This is a genomic window from Colwellia sp. D2M02 (assembly GCF_018860755.1).
Taxonomy (GTDB): Bacteria; Pseudomonadota; Gammaproteobacteria; order Enterobacterales; family Alteromonadaceae; genus Colwellia; species Colwellia asteriadis.
In genome coordinates, this window is record NZ_JAHKPW010000075.1 from 21,341 (window position 1) to 42,357 (window position 21,017).

The following is a 21,017-nucleotide window of genomic DNA, read 5'->3' on the forward strand; positions in this document are numbered from 1 at the left end:
ACTAGACAATGGCTAAAACTCCAGTTCGTACGCGTAAACGCGTAAAAAAACAAGTTGCTGACGGCATGGCTCATATCCATGCTTCTTTCAACAACACAATCGTGACTCTTACAGACCGTCAAGGTAATGCTTTATCTTGGGCGACTGCAGGTGGTTCAGGTTTCCGTGGTTCACGTAAATCTACTCCATTCGCTGCGCAAGTAGCTGCAGACCGCGCAGGCGCTGTTGCAAAAGAGTTTGGTTTGAAGAATATTGAAGTGTTCGTTAAAGGTCCAGGTCCAGGTCGTGAATCTGCTATCCGTGCCTTAAATGCTGCTGGTTTTAAAATCACCAACATTACAGACGTTACACCTATTCCTCATAATGGTTGTCGTCCCCCTAAGAAACGTCGCGTTTAATCGCTTTTTTTAGGATAGTTGGAGAAAGAAAATGGCTAGATATTTAGGTCCTAAGTTAAAGCTTAGTCGTCGCGAAGGTACAGATTTGTTCCTTAAAAGCGGTGTAAGAGCAATTGACACTAAATGTAAAATCGAAACAATACCAGGTCAACACGGCGCTCGTCGCGGTCGTTTATCAGATTACGGTGTTCAACTTCGTGAAAAACAAAAAGTTCGTCGTATTTATGGCGTACTAGAAAAACAATTCAGTAATTACTACAAAGAAGCGGCACGTTTAAAAGGTAATACAGGTGAAAACTTGTTACAACTTTTAGAAACTCGCTTAGATAACGTAGTTTACCGTATGGGCTATGCAAGCACTCGTGCTGAAGCTCGTCAATTAGTTAGTCATAAGGCTATCGTGGTAAACGGCGGTGTAGTTAATATTCCATCTTTCACTGTTAAAGCTGAAGATACTGTTTCTGTTCGTGAAAAATCTAAAACTCAAGCGCGTATCATCGCAGCTTTAGAATTAGCTGAACAACGTGAGAAACCACTTTGGGTTGAAGTAGATAATAAGAAATTGGAAGGCGTTTTCAAACGTGTTCCAGATCGTGCTGACTTATCTGCCGAAATTAATGAACAGTTGATTGTTGAACTTTACTCTAAGTAAAGTTGCACTTTAAGAGAGGACATATATGCAGGGTTCTGTAACCGAATTCCTTAGACCACGATTGGTAGACATCGAAACTGTTAGCGCTCGTCGTGCTAAGGTAACTTTAGAACCATTAGAACGTGGTTTTGGTCACACTTTAGGTAATGCGTTACGCCGCATTCTTTTATCTTCAATGCCGGGTTGTGCCGTAACTGAAGTTGAAATTGACGGTGTTTTACATGAGTACAGTAGTAAAGAAGGTGTTCAAGAAGACATCATCGAAATATTGTTAAACCTTAAAGGGCTTGCAGTTTTATTAGAAGGCAAAAATGAAGCCGTTCTTACTTTAACTAAGTCTGGTGAAGGCCCTGTAACGGCAGCTGATATCCAACATGACGGAGATGTAACTATTGCAAATCCTGACCATGTTATCTGCACCCTAACAGGTGAAGGCTCTATCAGTATGCGCATTAAAGTTGAAATGGGTCGTGGTTACGTACCTGCTTCTGCGCGCCGTGATGCCGAGGAAGAAGATCGAGCTATTGGTCGTTTGTTGGTTGATGCCTCATTCAGTCCAGTAGTAAGAATTGCCTATGCTGTTGATTCTGCACGTGTTGAACAACGTACAGATTTAGACAAATTAGTTTTAGATATGGAAACCAATGGTACATTGGATCCGGAAGAAGCTATCCGTCGTGCTTCAACTATTTTAGCTGAACAGCTAGATGCGTTTGTAGAACTTCGTGATATTAAAGAAGTTGAGCAAGTGGAAGAAAAACCATTGTTCGACCCTATTTTACTTCGTCCTGTTGATGATCTAGAGCTAACTGTTCGTTCAGCTAACTGTCTAAAAGCAGAAGCAATTCAATACATTGGTGATTTAGTACAACGTGCAGAAGTTGAGCTTCTTAAAACGCCTAACTTAGGTAAGAAGTCTTTAACTGAAATCAAAGACGTTTTAGCGTCTCGTGGTTTGTCACTAGGCATGCGCCTAGAAAACTGGCCACCTGAAAGCATTGTTGACAACGACTAGTTCGATCATCGTTATTTTAATAGTTTGAGAGAAGGATTAACTTATGCGTCATCGTCACAGCGGTCGCCAGTTAAACCGTAATAGCAGTCATCGTAAAGCGATGTTCCGCAATATGGCAAGCTCTTTAGTTAAGCACGGCGTTATTAAAACGACAGTAGCTAAAGCTAAAGAACTACGTATGGTAGTAGAGCCATTGATTACATTGGCTAAGACCGACAGTGTTGCAAATCGCCGTTTAGCGTTTGCTCGTACACAAGATAAAGAAGTAGTAGGTATTTTATTCAACGAACTTGGTGCTCGTTACCAAGAACGTCCAGGTGGTTATACTCGCATTTTAAAATGTGGTTTCCGTACTGGTGATAAAGCGCCTATGGCTTACATTGAATTAGTAGACCGCCCAGTAGTAGAAGATGCTCCTGAAGTAGTTGAAGAATCAGCTGAAGCATAAACTTAGTTTATACTTCAGTAAAAAAACCGAGCTTAGGCTCGGTTTTTTTGATCTAGGCTATTGATAAGCTAACTTATCAATAGTTTAAGTGTTTTTATTATATTAGTCGTCAGGCTAACAAGTTAGAGCTCTGTACTATCTAAATGAGCTAAATGGCTTTTCACTTTGGTTGGCTGGTTAGAGAATATGCCGTCGACACCGAGCCGCCTCATGGCGTTTATATCTTCAAGTTCATCCACTGTATAAACATAAACTTTCAAGCCCCTTTTATGAGCATCATCAACAAAATCCTGATTAATAAACTCTATGTCTATATGAACAGAATAAGCATCAAGTTGTTGTGCAAACTGAGCATATTCTAACGGGTAGCAGGCTGTTAATGCCCCAATAGCTATTTCAGGTCGTTCTTGATGTATTAGGTTAAGTAAACGGTGATTAAAGGATGAAATTAATACCTGAGACAAGTCTAAGGTAAAGTCACGTTTAGCGTTATCTAAATAATGATATAAAACATCAACTGAATGTATCGCTTTTAACTCTAAATTGATAATGCACTTGCCTGTGGTTAAGGCTAATACTTCATCAAGTGAAGGAATTGTCTCGCCTTTTCCTGCGTCAAGTAAGCGTAATTCTTCAAAGCTATATTCTTGAAGTTGTCCTAAGCCTGATGTGGTTTTGTGTAACCATCGGTCATGTATCACCATTAATCGATCACCTACTTGGTGAACATCTACTTCAATACCATCCACGTTCGCTTCAAGCGCGGCACGTATTGCCCGTAAGGTATTCTCTGGTTCAACACCACTGGCGCCACGATGAGCAAAAATTAACATAAGCTCCCCATATGATTAATACTTAATTCTCTTTTTTGAGTATAATGTCTTTTTTAAATTTTTCTAATTTTGCTAGGTTAAATAAATGACTACAGGAAACTCTGGTAAGCGTTTAAACAAATACATTAGTGAATCGGGATTTTGTTCTCGACGTGGTGCTGATAAGTTAATCGAACAAAATAGGGTGACAATTAATGGAGAAGTTCCTGAGTTAGGCACTAAGGTGCTATCAGGTGACCTTGTTTGTGTTGATGGTAAAACTATTAACGCGACTCCAAATAATAAAGCCGATCGTGTTTACATTGCTTATAACAAGCCTATTGGTATTACGTGTACAACCGAAAGTCATGTCCGTGGCAATATTATTGATGCAATAGGACACAAAGAGCGCATTTTTCCTATTGGGCGTTTAGACAAGCCATCAGAAGGATTAATATTTTTAACCAGTGACGGTGATATTGTTAACAAAATACTGCGCGCTGAAAATGCTCATGACAAAGAGTATATTGTGACGGTAGATAAACCTATCAGCGAGCGCTTTGTTGACAGAATGTCACGTGGAGTACCTATTTTAGGGACAATTACCAAGCCTTGTAGAGTACATGCCAAAAGTAAGTTTGTTTTTACGATAATTCTGACACAGGGGTTAAATCGTCAAATTCGTCGTATGTGTGAATACCTAGGTTATGAAGTAAAAGCATTGAAGCGCTCTCGTATAATGAATGTGCATTTAGGGCAATTAAAGCCAGGGCAATGGAGAGATTTAACCCCTACTGAGATGGCTGAAATTAATCAGGCTGTTCAAGGCTCAACTAAGACAGCAATTGATACGGTACAACCACCGAGTACAGCGCAAACAGTGCCTAAAGGTGAATATAAAAACGAGCAGGCTAAAGCGACTAAAAAAGTGACTAAACCTACCCGTGGTACTCTTAAGTTAAATAAAGCCTCAAAAAAGTAATTTATACTGTAGAGAGGCTAGTAGCTTTTTATTTATCTGCTTTTTTATTTAATGAAATTACTTGAGTTTTACTAATACGGTGGCGATATATTTCACGTAAATAATGGATGGATTTTTTAACACTGTTTAACGTAAGGCGTATATCGTTTATCGAAGTAAACTTATTGTTATCGCGCACCAATTCTTTATATTTTTTCTCATACATAGGTTTAATTGCATACCAGTTTGTATCAAGTATTTTTGCTGGATTCTCGTGCTCAATTAACATTGCTTCGAGTTTCGACTCATCAAACTCAGGGGCTTTAATAAAATCAATAATGGCATTGTCTAATGAATCGTCAAAACGGTGTGCCTCTTTAGCAAAACATCGCTTAATGTAAGAAACAATTAGCGTTAGGAAGTCATCACTTAAACAAGGGCTCTTAGCGATGAGTGTGGTAAGTGACAGGTTTGCCGAAGCACCTATTACCAATGCATAGCGTTTTAAGGTGGTGTTAGGGAATAAGTTGTTAAGGTGCATTTTCAGCTTATTTAAGTCCATATATGACAATTTATAGTCTTTAGGTAAAGAAATAATTGAAACGATTGAAGAGCAATTTTTAAAAAAGTGCAATTCTTTTAGATGTTTGGCATCAAAGCCTGAGTTTTTATACTTTTCTAATGCTATTTTATACTGCTCAGACTCTATCGGCAGTAAGCTTACCCCTTCTATTGCCTCTGTTACATTATTAAAGTGTGGTAAATCAATGGAGCGGAAGAAAAGATCGTCAATATCTAAAGCGACTTGCTCTGCACCTAAAGTAGGTTGTTTTTTTTCAGGTAAGTCAGCAACCACTGATTCTGCATAAGCAATGGCAACAGGGCCGGCTAAGCTCATGAATAAATCATTAGCGTCAAGGCGTATTGTTTCACCAATATCAATACCAGCACGACGAAAGTAGTTGTCGTCATAATCTGTTGTTACCGCTTGTGCGGTTAGAATGTTAAATATTTGCTGACTAATATATTGGTTAGCGTGTTTTTCCATGGTATTAACGTCAATATATTTAATACCGGCATTGGTATCACTTTGCTCGGCGTAGCGCATAATATCATTAGAAATGAGCATCATGGCATTCCATGGCCTAATACGGTAGGGAGCCTCGCCTTCAATATGGCTTTTTTCATTATCGGTATTATAGGAAAAGTCCCATTCTTCGGCTAAGTACTTACATAACAAACGACCCGCATTAATATGCAACGCTTCTGACACTTCGATGCTTGGGTCATTAATGTTAGGAAGTATGCAAATACCACTGGTAAAAATAGGCTCAAAAACAAAATTTTGTCCGTGAGTAGCTATCTCCTTTTCTGAACGAATATCAAAGGTTTTACTCATATAAGAATACTGCTGAGCTAAGCCAAACTCTGAAGCCATGCCTGAGCCAGTACCACCACCAGCACTGAAAATGTAAAAATATAAACGTGACTGGTTAGCTTTAATACCGCACGAGTCAATTAAATAGGAATGAATAAATTGCCAGTCGGTATTGCTGAAGTTCTCGGTTTCTTTATTAAGGATCATTTTCGCGAGGTACTGCCCTAAAATAGGAGCGTTACCAGCGCCACCAGCATGCACTTCAGATAAATCCATGATTTTAAGTTTGCTGTATTCAGTTAAAAAGTTCTCATCGTAGCTTTGTGATGAAAAGCGAATACGGCCTTCAATATCTTTATCTAAATCACCCAACATAACTAGCGGTTCAATAAGGAATACCGGTTTATCAGATTTTTTATCTTGTATTTTTAAGCTACGCTTGATCCACTTTAACGAACTACCTTCACGCTCTTTTGCTTTTTGCATTTCATTATGAAATTCATTTAAATAATAATTTCTGGCACTGTGTACCAAAGAAGCCACATCTAAAGCTATATTTGAACCGCAGCGACCTAAACCAATTAAACATACTGACGGAAAGGGCTGTGATTTTTTATGCAATGCTTCTTCATCATTAGTTGAGGGGTAAACATCATTTCTTAAGGTATCGAGATTATTGAGTATGCGAGATAAGTCTTTTTCAGTGAAATAAAGCTGGGTATCTTCTACTGAAGTGACGCTATTGGAGCTTTGGCCTTTTTGCGTTTTATTTGTAGGTTTTACAATAATATCAAAATCATCACTTGGTGCGGCATTTGAGTTAGATGCTGTTTTAGCAAGGGTCGATTTATTATTAGTTATTTGCTTTTTTGTTTGAGTCGCCTTGGTGTTTTTTGTCTGCATCCTAGTCTCCATGAAGTAATATTATTTACTTTATTAAATATAGAACACAAACAAGAACACCACAGGAAAACTTCACTTATTCAAATAGCTGATTTATATAAGAAGCTATTATATTCTTACACTTTTTGGTTTATGTTAACAAGTCTACCTGATAGCTCACTTATAACCGAACTATCTTCAATTGTTGAGGGTATTTCTATTTCATCGCCATCGATCATTTGACGAAGAGTTTTCCTTAGTATTTTGCCTGAACGGGTTTTAGGTAACCTATCAATAATCAGTAAGTGCTTTAAAGAGGCAATAGCACCAATACTGTCGCGAATGGTTTGTTTAAGAATTATAACCAGTTCAGCATCACTTGCCTGAATACCATTCTTTATAACAACTAATCCTAAAGGGATTTGTCCTTTGAGTTTATCGCTAATACCGACCACAGCGCATTCTGCTACGGCAGGGTGAGATGATAGGACTTCTTCCATTTCGCCCGTTGATAAACGGTGCCCAGCAACGTTTATCACATCATCAGTTCGTCCCATAATAAATAAATAGCCATCATCGTCTATATAACCACCATCACCACTAATATAGTAGCCCGGATAAGTTGCTAAATACCCTGAAAATAATCGCTGAGGGTCTTTATATATGGTGGCTAAGCACCCTGGAGGTAACGGAAGCTTTATCGCTACCGCTCCTTGTTGCCCAGCAGGGACTTGATTACCATCATTATCTAATATTTGAACATCATAACCTCTAACAGGACGACCAGCAGAGCCCGCTTTAGTTTGAATGCCTTGTGTTTTATTATCACAAGGCAATGGTGTGCTCGCAATTGCCCAGCCTGTTTCGGTTTGCCACCAATGATCAATTATTGGTCGTTGAGTAATGTCTTTAAGCCAATGATAAGTAGCGGGATCTAAACGTTCGCCAGCTAAGTAAAGTCGCTTTAATGCGCTCAAATCATACTGCTTGATGAGCTCACCTAACGGATCTTCTTTTGCTATGGCTCTAAATGCGGTTGGGGCACTAAATAGGGCATTTACTTTGTACTCTGCACACACTCGCCAAAATGCTCCAGCGTCGGGTGTATTAATAGGTTTTCCTTCGTACATTATGGTTGTACAACCAGCCATTAAGCTGCCATAAACAATGTATGAGTGACCAACAACCCAACCTACATCAGATGCTGCCCAAAAAGTATCTCCAGCTTTCATACCGTACACTTGTGCCATGCTATAAAGCATAGCAACAGCGTGGCCACCATTATCACGTACCACTCCTTTAGGTTTACCGGTAGTGCCTGAGGTATAAAGGATATATAGCGGATCAGTGCTTTTTAAACGAATAGGAGGAATAGGCTGAGCCCGAGCCATTAACTCTTGCCAATTAAAATCCCTATTTGGTGTTAATGAAGCAGTTAACTGTGCTCTTTGGTAAATAATACAGCAGTTGGGTTTGTGATCGGCAAGTGCTATTGCTTCATCTATCAGTGGCTTATAAGCTAATATTTTATTAATTTCGATGCCGCAGCTAGCACTGACAATAACTTTAGGCTCTGCATCATTAATGCGCGTAGCAAGTTCATTGGCAGCAAAGCCACCAAATACTACTGAGTGAATTGCGCCAATACGTGCACATGCAAGCATAGCTATGGCAGCCTGTGGGATCATTGGCATATAAATAAGTACACGATCACCTTTGCTAACGCCCTGAGATTGTAATACGTCAGCAAATTTTGCGACTGTTAAAGTAAGCTCATTGAAGGAGAGTTTTTGTTTTTGCCCTGTCACGGGAGAATCGTAGATTAAGGCGGTTTGTTCGCCTCTGCCTTGTTCAATATGATAATCAAGCGCAAGGTAACAGCTATTAAGCTCACCGTCAGTAAACCAATCATACCAATGGTCAACATTTGTCGACAATATTGTTTTTGGCTTTTTATACCAATGAACTAAATTTGCTTGCTTTTGCCAATGTAAATCCATATCGGCACTTAATTCTTGGGAACCTTCTTGCTTACTCATGAGTAACACCCTAAATCATTGTCTAGGGTGTTACTTTAAAACTGTCGACAAAAATAGCTATTAGACCTTAGGCGAATATTTGAGCAGTTATAGTTGTTTACTAGCAGCTAGCTAATAAATAACTTATTACTTATAAAAGTAATTAAATGACCTTTAAGCGATAAAGAACTGCATCCATATCACCTAAAGGATCTTTATGGAAAAAATCTTTAATAAACTCCATACCTATTTTTTTCATAACCGCAACAGAGCCATAGTTTTCTTTAAGCGCTAGAGCTGATAAATACTCAACAGGGTTTTGCTCAGAAATATTGTCAATTAACGCTAATTTTACTGCTTCCGCAGCTTCACTGGCATAACCGTTACCCCAGCTTTTTTGGAAAAAGCGCCAACCTAATTCAAGGTCGTTAAATTTAGGCTCATCGTTAAAAAAATCCATGGGTCTCACCAATACCCAGCCAAGAAACTCATTTGAGTCTAAGGTGGATACATGCCATAAGCCCCAGCCTTTATCACTATTGGTATACTTTGCCATACGAGGAATAAATATTGCGTGAATATCTTCCATGGATGTTATAGTGCCACCATTAATAAAGCGCATTACCTCAGGGTCTTGATCTAATTGCCATAATAGTTTGGCGTCAGTAGCACTATCAGGGTTCATTAACCGAAAAGCTAAGCGCTGAGTATTAGGTACATCCATATTGTTATCCTTTTTTAGCGGCTTTGTGCTTTTTAGTATTGGCGTCTAGCAACGGCTTTAAAAATCGTGCGGTATGAGAAGCTTTGCATTTAGCGACTTGCTCTGGCGTACCGGTTACTAAAATTTCACCGCCACCTGAGCCGCCTTCTGGGCCTAAGTCAACAATCCAATCAGCTGTTTTAATAACATCTAAGTTATGTTCAATAACTACCACAGTATTACCATGATCACGTAAACGATGAATTACCTGCATTAATTGCTTAATGTCATGAAAATGTAGCCCTGTAGTTGGCTCATCCAAAATGTATAAGGTTTTTCCCGTATCGCGTTTAGAGAGCTCTTTAGCAAGTTTAATTCGCTGAGCTTCACCACCTGATAAGGTTACCGCCGACTGGCCCAGCTTAATATAACTTAGCCCAACATCCATAAGGGTTTCAAGTTTACGCTTTACTGCCGGAATGGCGTTGAAAAATTCGAAAGCATCTTCAATGGTCATATCTAATACTTCGTGAATATTCTTACCTTTGTAAAGTACTTCTAAAGTTTCACGGTTATAGCGTTTACTTTTACACACATCACAAGGCACATACACGTCAGGTAAAAAGTGCATTTCTACTTTGATCATGCCATCGCCCTGACAGGCTTCACAACGCCCACCTTTAACGTTAAAGCTAAAGCGACCTGATTTATAACCACGAGAGCGAGACTCCTGAGTCGCGGCAAAAATATCGCGAATAGCCGTAAATATTCCCGTGTAGGTTGCAGGGTTGGAGCGTGGTGTTCTGCCTATTGGACTTTGGTCAATATCAATTACTTTATCGAGCAACTCTAAACCCGTAATCGATTTATACGGTGCTGGCTCTTGTGTGGTGGCACCGTTTAACTCGGTATGAGCAAGTTTATAAAGTGTATCGTTAATTAAGGTTGATTTACCTGAGCCAGAAACGCCGGTGATACAAGTCATTAACCCGTTAGGAATCACTAAATCAACATTTTTTAAATTATTACCGCTGGCGCCTTTTAGTTTGACAACATTTTTTGCATCAAACGGGTGACGTTTATCTGGAATTGCTATTTCTTCAACTCCAGACAAGTACTTTCCGGTAAGTGAGTCTTTACATTTCAATATGTCGTGTACTGTACCTTGGGCAATAATATCGCCGCCATGAACGCCAGCACCAGGGCCAATATCAATAACGAAATCTGCTGCGCGTATCGCATCTTCATCATGTTCAACCACAATGACGGTATTACCTAAATCACGTAAATGAATAAGCGTACTTAGTAAGCGTTCATTATCTCGTTGATGTAAGCCAATAGAAGGTTCATCAAGAACATACATAACACCAACTAAACCCGCACCTATTTGGCTTGCTAAGCGAATACGCTGTGCTTCGCCGCCAGATAAGGTATTAGCACCACGAGATAGATTAAGATAATTCAAGCCCACGTTAACTAAAAAACCTAAGCGTTCATTAATTTCTTTAAGAATTTTTTCAGCAACTTGCGCTTTTTGTCCTGTGAGTTGTAAGCCTTCGAAAAAGGCGAGGGCATCACTAATGGCAAACTCTGCGACTATAGGCAGTGGCGTATCATCAATAAATACATTGCGTGCTTCTAAGCGTAAACGGCTGCCATTACAGTCGGGGCAATGTTGGCTGTTTAAGTATTTAGCGAGTTCTTCACGTACCGCGTTTGACTCCGTTTCTTTATAACGGCGTTGCATATTATTAATAATACCTTCAAACGGATGCTTACGAACCACAACATCGCCACGGTCGTTCATGTACTTAAATTCTATTTCTTGTTTACCACTACCATAAAGCACTACTTTACGCGCTTCTTCAGTAAGTTTATTAAAAGGCTGGTCGACAGAAAATTGATAATGATCGGCAATGGCTTGCAGCATTTGAAAATAGTAAAAGTTACGCTTATCCCAACCGCGTACTGCGCCGCCAGCTAAACTTAATTCTGCGTTAGCAATAACACGCGAGCTATCAAAAAATTGTTCAATACCTAAGCCGTCACAGGTTTGACAGGCGCCTGCGGGGTTATTGAATGAAAATAAACGTGGCTCTAATTCTTGCATGCTGTAACCACAATGTGGACAAGCAAAGTTTGCTGAAAATAATAACTCTTCGCGATCTGGCTCATCCATAAACGCGATTTTAGCGGTGCCCGCCGTTAAACTTAAAGCGGTTTCAAATGACTCGGATAAACGTAATTGAATATCGTCACGTACTTTTAAACGGTCAACCACCACTTCAATGGTATGTTTCTTCTGAAGCTCTAATGTGGGTGGATCTGATAAGTCACAAACTTCCCCGTCAATACGTGCGCGAATAAAGCCTTGTGCCGCTAAGTTTTCAAGTAGCTTTATATGTTCACCTTTACGGTTTTGTAACACTGGTGCGAGTAGCATCACTTTAGTACCTGGCTCTAAAGCCAGGACATTGTCTACCATTTGTGACACTGTTTGTGCCGCAAGAGGTTGCTTATGTACAGGACAGCGAGGCTCGCCAACACGCGCATACAGTAAGCGCAAATAATCATAAATTTCTGTGATGGTGCCAACGGTTGAGCGTGGATTATGCGAGGTTGACTTTTGTTCAATAGAAATTGCCGGTGACAAACCCTCAATGTGATCGACATCAGGTTTTTCCATTAAGGATAAAAATTGACGAGCATAGGCTGATAACGATTCGACATAACGACGTTGACCTTCAGCGTATAAAGTATCGAAAGCTAATGAAGATTTACCTGAGCCAGACAAGCCCGTAATAACAACAAGCTTATCGCGAGGAATTGTTAAATTGATGTTTTTCAGATTGTGGGTACGAGCCCCTCTCACTTCAATATTTTTCATGCGCTGCTTTAACCACTTGACGAAAATAAGAACCGCATATTATGTCACAAAAAATAGCGCATAAAAACTGTACGTGACTAGGGTTTTTAATCTTTCGTGATTAGGTTTTATTCGCGGTGCAGATAATTTATAAAGTTCAACAGACCCTAATAAATCTCTGATTTTGTTGATACGCTTTGCATGTTAAGATAGCGCGTTTTTTATCATCTCTATTTCGTCTTATTGTTAGGTTTTTTGTTATGAGTGTTTCAGGGTTAAACCGTATTGAGAAAAAAGCAGCATTCTCGCTAGCCAGCGTTTTTGGCGTGCGCATGTTGGGCTTATTTATGATTTTGCCTGTATTTGCCATTTACGGTGAGCAGTTAATTGGCTATAGCCCACTATGGATTGGTTTGGCCATTGGCGCTTATGGTCTAACGCAGGCCCTGTTACAAATACCTATGGGGATTTTGTCGGATAAATTTGGCCGTAAACCTATTATTCTAGCTGGCTTGGTAGTGTTTCTATTAGGTAGTGTTATTGCTGCAATGTCGGACACTATTTATGGGGTTGTTGTGGGTCGAGCAATACAAGGTATGGGAGCTATTGCCAGCGCTATTTTAGCCTTGGCTGCTGATTTAAGTCGCGAAGAGCAGCGCCCGAAGGTCATGGCAACTATTGGTATGTTTATCGGTTTATCTTTTACCTTTGCAATGGTGTTAGGGCCCATTGTTGCTGAAGCATTTGGTTTAAGTGGTTTATTTTGGTTTACAGGTGCGCTCACTATTTTAGCCATGTTTTTAATTCAGTTTATGGTGCCCAACTCGGTGAATAAAGCACCACGCGGTGACAGTGTTGCCTTACCGGAACAAATCACCAAACTCATTCGCCACCCACAGTTATCGCGTTTAAACTGGGGGGTGTTTATTCTACATATGGCGTTAACGGCTTGTTTTGTTACCTTGCCAAAACAATTTGTCGCTAGCGGTTTAGCGTTAGAGCATCATTGGCAGTTATATTTACCCACGTTGCTTGGCTCATTTTTCTTAATGGTGCCTTTTATGATTTTTGCCATGAAAAAACAAAAAGAAAAGCCGATGTTTAGCGCCGCTATTGCGTTGTTTACCGGCGCACTCTTTTTATTATGGTTAATGCCTAGTGGTTTTTGGAGTTTAGTGCTTTCAGTGGTGCTATTTTTCACGGCATTTAATTATTTAGAAGCCACTATGCCATCAATTTTATCGCGACTAGCACCAGCTGGCGTGAAAGGTAGCGTGATGGGAATCTACTCTAGTAGCCAGTTTTTAGGGGCATTTGTTGGGGGGATTGCTGGTGGTTTTATCGCGAACGAATATGGTGAGCACAGTATTTTCTTGGTAATGACAGTGATTAGCGCTATTTGGTTACTGCTAAGTTTTGGTATGCAACCACTGAAAAAATCTAAAAGTTATAGCTTCACTACTAATATTACCTGTGAAGCGCAAGCTGAAAATGTTGCAGAACAACTTATTAATATGCCTGGTGTGATTGAGGCAACGTTAGTACACACAGAAGCCACGGCTTATTTGAAAGTTGACGATAAACTCGTTGATTTAGCAGCAATTAAAGCGTTATTAAAAGCAGAGCCATCAGCGTAACTTTGTTATTCGTTATTCGTTATTCGTTATTCGTTATTAGGCTCTGGTGATAATGACTCGACAAAGTTGTTAGTATTTAAATTAAGTGATTGTTAGCATTTAAACTAATGCGATTGTTAGTTTGAATGCTAAAGAACTAAACCTTTGCTAATTGTTAACTGGTCATTAATTTTAGTGCGCAATAAGGCACTAAATTAAACACCAAAATAAATATTTTATACTGCCCCATATAATGAAAATATAGTGGCAGTAGCTTCACTTTTTCAACGCCTGTTAACTGAGAGTGAATTTCACTGATACATGACTTAAATAGAGTCATGGCTAACGTGGTAAATAATAAAATACCGATATTAATTACTGAACACCAACCCAAAAAGGTGGTCAACTCGCTTGATAATTCTATTGCAGGCATAAATTATTCCTCAATTAATTGTTAACATTTAATTATGGTGCTTTTCTAGCTAACGCTAATGAGTAAGCTAGCACACTTGTTTGATGTAATCATTTAATGAGTTGTTGCCAAGTATAATCGCAATATCATCATCTTGATATTTACCTAATAATGCTATGCCCATCGGTGATTTTGCTGTGATCACGGTAATGTTCCTATTAGCAATAGTACAACGAAACCCTCCCGCCGCCGGAGCAATAAAAAACCAACTATTACTTTCACTATCTTGGGCGAGTTGCACTAAAGCTGAGAGTGAAATGGCATCGTCAGCAGAGTACTCTTTACAGCTTAACGCATTTAATTCATCAATTGCGTTACGGTACTCCTGTACTCGACGAGACTGCCCCTCTGCTAAATAACTTGCTTCAATGGCTAGTGTGTCATATTGAGTTTCAGCGATACTCTCATCGTCAACCGCTGCAGCATGGGCTTCATTGGCAGATTGTTGCGCTTGTAATAACTCTTTTTGTAAGTCGGCTATAATAACGGCTATTAATTGCTGTTTATTAAATGACGATGTTTTATGCATAATAATGGCAATGGTTTCAGATGTTGTCGAGAGTATCGCTTTATCATAACTTGTATTTTTATTTAAATCCCAGTAGATTACTAATTATCAACTCACTGGTATGACCAATTGGTGGTTCCCATGAATACAGCTTCACCTTTTCCGCATTTACTAACACCACTAGACTTAGGCTTTACGCAACTAAGCAACCGAGTGTTAATGGGCTCAATGCACACTGGACTTGAAGAAGAGCGCGGTGGCTTTGCTAAGCTGGCGGCTTTTTATCAAGCTCGGGCTAAAGGAGGGGTCGGGCTTATTGTTACTGGTGGCGTTAGCCCAAATATGCGTGGAAGAATTGCTCCATTTGGCAGTGAATTAAGTCACTTTTGGCAAGTTAAAAAGCATCAGCAAGTAACCGCTGCGGTGCATGAGTACCCAACAAAGATCTGTTTACAACTGCTTCATACAGGGCGATATGCTTATCACCCTTTTAGTGTTGCTCCAAGTAAAGTTAAATCCCCCATTACGCCATTTACACCTAAAGCAATGTCGGTAAGACAAATCAACGGCACCATTAAAGATTATGCTTACGCGGCCAAGTTGGCAGCTAAAGCAGGTTATGACGGTGTTGAAATAATGGGCTCTGAAGGGTATTTAATCAATCAATTTGCTTGTACCCGAACGAATAAACGCGAAGACGAGTGGGGCGGCTCTATTGAAAACCGTATGCGCTTGGCCATTGAAACTATTAAAGCGGTACGCAGCAAGGTTGGAGAACAATTTATCATTATTTTCCGACTTTCAATGCTCGATTTAGTTGAAGGTGGCAATAGTTGGGATGAAGTGGTGATGATGGCGAAAGCGGTTGAAAAAGCTGGTGCAACCATTATAAATACTGGTATCGGCTGGCATGAATCTAGGGTGCCAACCATAGTAACCTCTGTGCCTCGTGCAGCTTTTAGCTGGGTTACTGAAAAAATGAAAAAAGAAGTGACAATTCCGCTGATTACGACGAACCGTATTAACACGCCAGAAGTTGCTGAGAAAATATTGTCATCTGGACAAGCTGATATGGTATCGATGGCACGCCCTTTTCTTGCCGATGCTGACTTTGTCAATAAAGCCGCACAAAATAAATCAAACGAGATTAATACCTGTATTGGCTGCAACCAGGCGTGTTTAGATCACGTTTTTCAACAAAAACGCGCTTCTTGTTTAGTGAACCCAATGGCGTGTTATGAAACCGAGCTAGTACTTAATAAAGTTAGTAAAAGTAAAAAGCTGGCAGTTATTGGTGCTGGGCCTGCAGGACTTGCTTTTAGTGTTTACGCAACCCAGCGCGGTCATCAAGTTGAAGTATTCGATAAACTATCCGAAATTGGTGGGCAATTTAATATTGCTAAGCAAATCCCTGGTAAAGAAGAGTTTTATGAAACATTACGTTACTTCAACAAGCAATTTGAATTGCTGGCGATACCATTACACTTAGGTGTTGAACAAAGTGTTGATAACTTAAAGGCCGCTGGTTTTGACGAAGTAATTCTTGCTACAGGTATCAAACCAAGGCAGTTAACCATTGATGGAATTGAAGCAGGATTAGCACGCAAGCAAGTGCTTAGTTATCTCGATGTTATTCGTGATAAAGCCACTGTAGGCAATAAGGTGGCTATTATTGGGGCTGGCGGTATTGGTTTTGATGTGGCGAGTTTCTTAATTGGCGACGATAAAGCTGAGTCTACTACAGAAAATCTTGATAGCTGGCTTAATGAGTGGGGCGTTGATAAAAACTATCATAACGGCGGAGCCTTGTTAGCAAAAACGGTAAGTCATGGTGAGGGTAATAAAGAGATACGTGAGATTACGCTATTACAGCGTAAAACAACAAAAGTTGGTAAAGGCTTAGGTAAAACGTCAGGTTGGGTTCATCGTGCACACTTAACTAAAAATAAAGTGAAAATGCTGGCGGGCGTTAACTATAAAGCCGTTGTTGAAAAAGGTTTGCTAATAGAAGTTGATGGCGTAGAGCAACTGATTGAAGCTGATCAAATCATTATTTGTGCAGGGCAGGAGCCTAACCGCGACTTAGAGCAAGGTTTAGTGGCACATGGTGCCACGGTTCATTTAATTGGTGGTGCTAATGTTGCTGCTGAGTTGGATGCAAAACGAGCAATTCGTCAAGCTGCTGAATTGGCAGTAATCATCTAAGCTCCACCTAAATTGAACATGGAGGGTGAAAGTCACTATAAAAGTCTATATTTTGCCAGTTTATTATTGATATACTGAATATAAATAAGATATTTAGATAGTGTTATAGTGAAAGAAATCGTGGTAAATAGCGGTGATATTGAATTTTTTTCGACACCCAAACAATACAAGCAGCAGTTGTTATCACTGATAGCACAGTCGCGTAAGCGTATTTTCATCACCGCATTATATTTGCAAGATGATGATGCTGGGCGAGAAGTAATGCAGGCCCTATATCAAGCGAAAAATAATTATCCAGAATTGGTGATTAATATTTTTGTCGATTACAACCGCGGACAGCGTGGTTTAATTGGTGAAAAAGCCAGTTTAGGTAATCGCGCCTTATATTTAAAACTTGCTCAGCAATACCCTAAGCAAGTTAATGTTTACGGGGTTGCCGTTAAGCGAAAAGAAGTTTTTGGTGTATTACACTTAAAAGGCATGGTTTTTGACGATCAACTTTTTTATACCGGCGCCAGTATTAACGATGTATACCTGCATCAACATCAGCGATATCGGTTAGATCGTTATTGCCAAGTGAATAGCGCAACTTTAGCTAACAGCTTTTGCCAGTACCTCAGTGAACAATTTATTGATTCGCAATTAGCTCCTTTACTTAATCAGCAAGAACTACCTGACTTAATCGAGCAAAAACACATTATTAACGAGCTTAAAGTTAAGCTGAAAAAATCGACGTATCAGGTAGAAAATTTTGATCATTCTGCGGTTATTAATGATAAGTTAACTATTGAACCTCTTGTAGGTTTTGGTCGCCGTGGTAATAAACTAAATATGGCAACACGCACTATGGTGCAACGAGCACGACGCGAAGTAGTGCTGTTTACGCCGTATTTTAACTTACCTTATTCATTAGCACGTGATGTGATTAAATCATTGAAACGTGGGGTGAAATTAACGGTAGTTGTTGGTGACAAAACCGCGAATGATTTTTTTATCGCTAACGATAATGAATTCAGTACGATTGGCATTATTCCTTACCTTTATGAAATGTTATTAAAGCGTTTTGTTAAGCGTTACCAAAACTTCATTGATAAAGGTTTATTAAATATTCACTTGTGGAAACATGACGATAATAGTTTTCACTTGAAAGGTTTGCGTGTTGATGAGCGCTTTCATTTAATTACCGGTAGTAATTTAAACCCAAGAGCTTGGGGTTTAGATTTAGAAAACGGTTTGTTAATTGATGATAAGCAGCAGTTTCTATTACAAAAAACCAATGATGAACTTGCTGGCATCCTTGTGCATACTCAACGTATTAATTCATTCGAAGAAATAGAGTCTGTTACCGACTACCCTGAAAAACCACAAAAGTTATTGAAAAAAATCCGTCTTACGCAAATAGATCGGATTTTGAAGCGCTTTTTATAAAAAACTATAACCTGAGTTCAGGTTATAAATTAGGAGTACCAATACTGACGTGTTGATACTCCTTAATATTTCATCAAAAAGATTTCTTGGCTTGTACTCTTATTTCAAAGTTATCAATATCCTCGTTATTGCTTTGTGGAAAAGCAAAGTCGATATGAATAACGTTATTACTACCCCCTGAATGTGGTGAATATGCTCGTATACCAACGCCTACAGAGCTTAACCAGCCTTTTTCAGCATTCTCAACTATAGAGTCACCAAACGCTCTACCGCCATCAATAAAAGCTACGCCTGCTATGTCGAATAACTTAAATAAATTTATATTCGGGTAATAACGTATTTCTGAAGTTAAAATTACACTGTTATCGCCATGTTGGTATTGTAGTGGAAAGCCACGTAATCCCGTATTACCACCCATAGTGACAGGGCGATCAAGGTATTGATTAGTACTGAACGTATTTACATTGTTTAAATATAAGCCCCAGCTTTTACTGAACGGATAAAAGTATTCTGCGTTTATTTGCGCGAGTAAGCGATTGTTTTTATCGTCATAAATGTCACCTAGCATTACCAAGTCTAATAACAGTAAGCCATCTTCATGGAGGTTGTAGCCTTTTTTTATGTTCATTCGCCATAATGCCCATGCTGCATTGTCTTGGTTACCATTACCAAGCCCTAAGCTACTCTCAATTTGCCAGCCGTGATTGAAGTCTTCTATTTGCGATATTAAGTGCACATTTGTTAATTCTTTAAAGTCTTTCTCAATATATTCAACCGCAAGCCAAGGGTAAATAAACTCTCTGTCTTTAGGGAGTACTGTAGTTAGTGGTGGAGTATCTAACTTATTAGCATCTTCAGGCGAAAGTGCTGAGAAAATATGTTCATCTTGGGTGACACCAACACTATAGCGAAGGACACTCGCTTTTGAGTTATCAACCAACCAAGCATAACTGGCTTGTTTATATTCTATTTCGTGTGTATAAACACTTTGATCTTTGCTGTTTTGAAAAATGGTATCGTTCCGTTTTTCACTGTCAAAACCAACGATGTAAGCACTCTTTACGTGAAAGCCAGCAAAGTGTTTTTGTAAAAATAATGCCCGCTGGGTACCGTCATCATTATCCGCAAAGCGAAGGCTTACCTCTGTGTTTTGTTTTTGAAATAGCGGAATAGTACTGACTAATTTATAACCTGAACGCTGTGAATTTTGATATGACTCTATTTCGGCATCAATCCCTAAACCGAGAAAATTACGTTCTTTAATACCAAAACTATAGGTGTTTTCACCACCTTTACGACCAAAGCTTAGGGTTGGTAGTAACGACCAATTGTCCCATGTGGTTACAATAACTTTGTCTTGAGCTTCATCATTAACCACCTTTGCCGCACGTAAATACTTTCGACTACGTAAATGACGTTCTAATTCAGCTAAATCAGCGCTAGTTTTATGGCACTTTTCTAAAAAGAATGCGGCTTCATTTTCTAAGGTCATAACTTTGGTATCAATATGAATTGCGTTAGCCCAGCGGTGCAAAAAAATGATGCCATCTTCACTTTCATCAAAAATAGTTTGTGGTTGAAAAACCACTTCAGGTTGCTGTTGATTACACAACGAAGAATTAGCATGTAATGTGGTATTTGTTGGTGAAAGGCTGTCTTCTTTTGTGCTCATAACAGCGCTGCTACTATCATTTACCTCTGTTGGTTCTGGTGAAGCTTGTACTCTTTGAAGGGAAAGTTGAGCGCAAACGATTAAGCTTAAACACAAGGCATATTTTAGGTATTTATAATTGTGTTTAGCTTGAGCAATTTTACTACCCACAAAGAAGTGAAGAAGAAGTCGTTTATTTGATTTTATTTTTAATAACAACAGTATAGCCTTCCTTGTTCTGAAAACAGAACTGTTAATAAATCAGCAATGCAATTTTCATCTTACTTCTTTAACTATAGTGCTAACTAATAAATTTAGTTAATTATTTATTGCGCTATTTTGAGTTTTTCTACTCGTTTTTATTTTTGTTGTGCTGGTTCATTAATTAGTTAATTAACTAATTTTGATAAATAAGAATGGTAATTTCACCGCGTTTCAATGTTTCTGTCGTGGTATTGCGACCACGTGAAATCAGCGTTATAAAGTCGTTATTAAAGGTGAGGGAAGAAAAATTACTTGATATGCTTTGATGATTAACTGACTATGATTGTTGGTTATTATCTGGAGTCTTAATAATGATAGAAGAAAAAATAAAACCGCGATTTTGTGAAACAGATGCATTAGGGCATATTAATAATACGGTCGTTGCGCAATGGTTCGAGGGTGCAAGAGACCCAGTTTTTCAATGGTTTATTCCTGATTTGTCGGTAAAAAAGTGGACTTTGATTTTAGCGCGCACTGTGGTTGATTTTCATGCAGAGCTGCAATATGGGGAAAGTGTTGTTATAAAAACCTATGTAGGTCGAACAGGCAATAGTTCATTCGATATTTACCAAGAAGCTTGGCAGCAGAATAAAAAATGCGCTTCAGGTACGGCCACTATGGTCTACTTTGATTATGAGCAAAAAAAATCTCAAAAAATACCAGATCAAGTGCTGCAAGCAATGGCTAAACATCGCTTTAATGCCGAGCTAACTTAACCTGAGTCAAAGTTGTTTTAAGTG

Annotated in this window: 17 protein-coding genes; 9 read left to right on the forward strand and 8 right to left on the reverse strand. The window is 39.1% G+C overall.

Annotated features, from left to right (window positions below; all coding sequences use genetic code 11):
- Positions 1-8 precede the first annotated feature (8 nt).
- Genes rpsK through rplQ form a run of 4 tightly spaced genes read left to right on the forward strand, consistent with a single transcriptional unit; the run spans position 9 to position 2,513 of the window.
- Entirely contained in the window at positions 9-398 is a 390-nt protein-coding gene (rpsK, locus tag KO495_RS14730; RefSeq protein WP_011041474.1) for a 30S ribosomal protein S11, read from the forward strand.
- A 31-nt stretch (positions 399-429) separates the two neighbouring features.
- A complete protein-coding gene (gene rpsD / locus KO495_RS14735; RefSeq protein WP_215981172.1) occupies positions 430-1,050 on the forward strand; it encodes a 30S ribosomal protein S4 in 621 nt (206 codons plus the stop codon).
- A 25-nt stretch (positions 1,051-1,075) separates the two neighbouring features.
- Positions 1,076-2,065, forward strand: coding sequence for a DNA-directed RNA polymerase subunit alpha (rpoA, locus tag KO495_RS14740; protein WP_215981173.1), 990 nt, complete (start codon positions 1,076-1,078; stop codon positions 2,063-2,065).
- A gap of 43 nt (positions 2,066-2,108) precedes the next feature.
- Positions 2,109-2,513 carry a 50S ribosomal protein L17 gene (rplQ, locus tag KO495_RS14745; protein WP_033081901.1) on the forward strand — a complete coding sequence of 135 codons (405 nt, stop codon included), beginning with the start codon at positions 2,109-2,111 and terminating at the stop codon, positions 2,511-2,513.
- Between the two features lie 122 nt (positions 2,514-2,635).
- Here the strand turns inward: rplQ and KO495_RS14750 are convergent, their stop codons facing one another.
- Positions 2,636-3,346: a glycerophosphodiester phosphodiesterase family protein gene (locus KO495_RS14750; RefSeq protein ID WP_215981174.1), complete on the reverse strand. Its 711-nt coding sequence runs from the start codon at positions 3,344-3,346 to the stop codon at positions 2,636-2,638.
- An 85-nt stretch (positions 3,347-3,431) separates the two neighbouring features.
- Between KO495_RS14750 and rluF the strand changes: the two genes are divergently transcribed.
- On the forward strand, positions 3,432-4,307 hold the full coding sequence (gene rluF, locus KO495_RS14755) for a 23S rRNA pseudouridine(2604) synthase RluF (RefSeq protein WP_215981175.1): 876 nt from the start codon (positions 3,432-3,434) through the stop codon (positions 4,305-4,307).
- 28 nt (positions 4,308-4,335) lie between these two features.
- On the opposite strand, the gene KO495_RS14760 is transcribed toward rluF, so the two are convergent.
- From KO495_RS14760 to uvrA, 4 genes are all read right to left on the reverse strand, one after another.
- A complete protein-coding gene (locus KO495_RS14760; RefSeq protein WP_252738992.1) occupies positions 4,336-6,567 on the reverse strand; it encodes a hypothetical protein in 2,232 nt (743 codons plus the stop codon).
- 116 nt (positions 6,568-6,683) lie between these two features.
- On the reverse strand, positions 6,684-8,585 hold the full coding sequence (locus tag KO495_RS14765; RefSeq protein WP_215981176.1) for an AMP-binding protein: 1,902 nt from the start codon (positions 8,583-8,585) through the stop codon (positions 6,684-6,686).
- Between the two features lie 142 nt (positions 8,586-8,727).
- Positions 8,728-9,288 carry a GNAT family N-acetyltransferase gene (locus KO495_RS14770; protein WP_215981177.1) on the reverse strand — a complete coding sequence of 187 codons (561 nt, stop codon included), beginning with the start codon at positions 9,286-9,288 and terminating at the stop codon, positions 8,728-8,730.
- A gap of 4 nt (positions 9,289-9,292) precedes the next feature.
- On the reverse strand, positions 9,293-12,154 hold the full coding sequence (gene uvrA, locus KO495_RS14775; protein WP_215981178.1) for an excinuclease ABC subunit UvrA: 2,862 nt from the start codon (positions 12,152-12,154) through the stop codon (positions 9,293-9,295).
- Positions 12,155-12,393: 239 nt separating this feature from the next.
- Between uvrA and KO495_RS14780 the strand changes: the two genes are divergently transcribed.
- Complete coding sequence (locus KO495_RS14780) at positions 12,394-13,770, forward strand: MFS transporter (RefSeq protein ID WP_215981179.1); 1,377 nt, start codon at positions 12,394-12,396, stop codon at positions 13,768-13,770.
- A 154-nt stretch (positions 13,771-13,924) separates the two neighbouring features.
- Here KO495_RS14780 and KO495_RS14785 read toward each other — a convergent pair whose 3' ends face one another.
- Positions 13,925-14,182: a DUF6868 family protein gene (locus tag KO495_RS14785; protein ID WP_252738993.1), complete on the reverse strand. Its 258-nt coding sequence runs from the start codon at positions 14,180-14,182 to the stop codon at positions 13,925-13,927.
- 67 nt (positions 14,183-14,249) lie between these two features.
- Positions 14,250-14,750: a hypothetical protein gene (locus tag KO495_RS14790; protein WP_215981180.1), complete on the reverse strand. Its 501-nt coding sequence runs from the start codon at positions 14,748-14,750 to the stop codon at positions 14,250-14,252.
- Positions 14,751-14,870: 120 nt separating this feature from the next.
- Between KO495_RS14790 and KO495_RS14795 the strand changes: the two genes are divergently transcribed.
- Both KO495_RS14795 and pssA read left to right on the forward strand, forming a co-directional pair.
- Positions 14,871-16,934 (forward strand): NADPH-dependent 2,4-dienoyl-CoA reductase, encoded by a 2,064-nt coding sequence (locus KO495_RS14795; protein WP_215981181.1) that lies wholly within the window; start codon positions 14,871-14,873, stop codon positions 16,932-16,934.
- Positions 16,935-17,042: 108 nt separating this feature from the next.
- Entirely contained in the window at positions 17,043-18,362 is a 1,320-nt protein-coding gene (gene pssA / locus KO495_RS14800) for a CDP-diacylglycerol--serine O-phosphatidyltransferase (protein ID WP_215981182.1), read from the forward strand.
- Between the two features lie 73 nt (positions 18,363-18,435).
- On the opposite strand, the gene KO495_RS14805 is transcribed toward pssA, so the two are convergent.
- Positions 18,436-20,034, reverse strand: coding sequence for a hypothetical protein (locus tag KO495_RS14805; protein ID WP_215981183.1), 1,599 nt, complete (start codon positions 20,032-20,034; stop codon positions 18,436-18,438).
- Between the two features lie 554 nt (positions 20,035-20,588).
- On the opposite strand from KO495_RS14805, the gene KO495_RS14810 reads away from it, so the two are divergent.
- Positions 20,589-20,993 (forward strand): thioesterase family protein, encoded by a 405-nt coding sequence (locus KO495_RS14810; protein WP_215981184.1) that lies wholly within the window; start codon positions 20,589-20,591, stop codon positions 20,991-20,993.
- The last annotated feature ends 24 nt before the right edge of the window (positions 20,994-21,017 follow it).

Bases quoted from the DNA above. Each gene is read 5' to 3' on its own strand.
- rpsK (WP_011041474.1), top strand. From the start codon at position 9: ATGGCTAAAACTCCAGTTCGTACGCGTAAACGCGTAAAAAAACAAGTT.
- rpsD (WP_215981172.1), top strand. From the start codon at position 430: ATGGCTAGATATTTAGGTCCTAAGTTAAAGCTTAGTCGTCGCGAAGGT.
- rpoA (WP_215981173.1), top strand. From the start codon at position 1,076: ATGCAGGGTTCTGTAACCGAATTCCTTAGACCACGATTGGTAGACATC.
- rplQ (WP_033081901.1), top strand. From the start codon at position 2,109: ATGCGTCATCGTCACAGCGGTCGCCAGTTAAACCGTAATAGCAGTCAT.
- KO495_RS14750 (WP_215981174.1), bottom strand. From the start codon at position 3,346: ATGTTAATTTTTGCTCATCGTGGCGCCAGTGGTGTTGAACCAGAGAAT.
- rluF (WP_215981175.1), top strand. From the start codon at position 3,432: ATGACTACAGGAAACTCTGGTAAGCGTTTAAACAAATACATTAGTGAA.
- KO495_RS14760 (WP_252738992.1), bottom strand. From the start codon at position 6,567: ATGCAGACAAAAAACACCAAGGCGACTCAAACAAAAAAGCAAATAACT.
- KO495_RS14765 (WP_215981176.1), bottom strand. From the start codon at position 8,585: ATGAGTAAGCAAGAAGGTTCCCAAGAATTAAGTGCCGATATGGATTTA.
- KO495_RS14770 (WP_215981177.1), bottom strand. From the start codon at position 9,288: ATGGATGTACCTAATACTCAGCGCTTAGCTTTTCGGTTAATGAACCCT.
- uvrA (WP_215981178.1), bottom strand. From the start codon at position 12,154: ATGAAAAATATTGAAGTGAGAGGGGCTCGTACCCACAATCTGAAAAAC.
- KO495_RS14780 (WP_215981179.1), top strand. From the start codon at position 12,394: ATGAGTGTTTCAGGGTTAAACCGTATTGAGAAAAAAGCAGCATTCTCG.
- KO495_RS14785 (WP_252738993.1), bottom strand. From the start codon at position 14,182: ATGCCTGCAATAGAATTATCAAGCGAGTTGACCACCTTTTTGGGTTGG.
- KO495_RS14790 (WP_215981180.1), bottom strand. From the start codon at position 14,750: ATGCATAAAACATCGTCATTTAATAAACAGCAATTAATAGCCGTTATT.
- KO495_RS14795 (WP_215981181.1), top strand. From the start codon at position 14,871: ATGAATACAGCTTCACCTTTTCCGCATTTACTAACACCACTAGACTTA.
- KO495_RS14805 (WP_215981183.1), bottom strand. From the start codon at position 20,034: ATGAGCACAAAAGAAGACAGCCTTTCACCAACAAATACCACATTACAT.
- KO495_RS14810 (WP_215981184.1), top strand. From the start codon at position 20,589: ATGATAGAAGAAAAAATAAAACCGCGATTTTGTGAAACAGATGCATTA.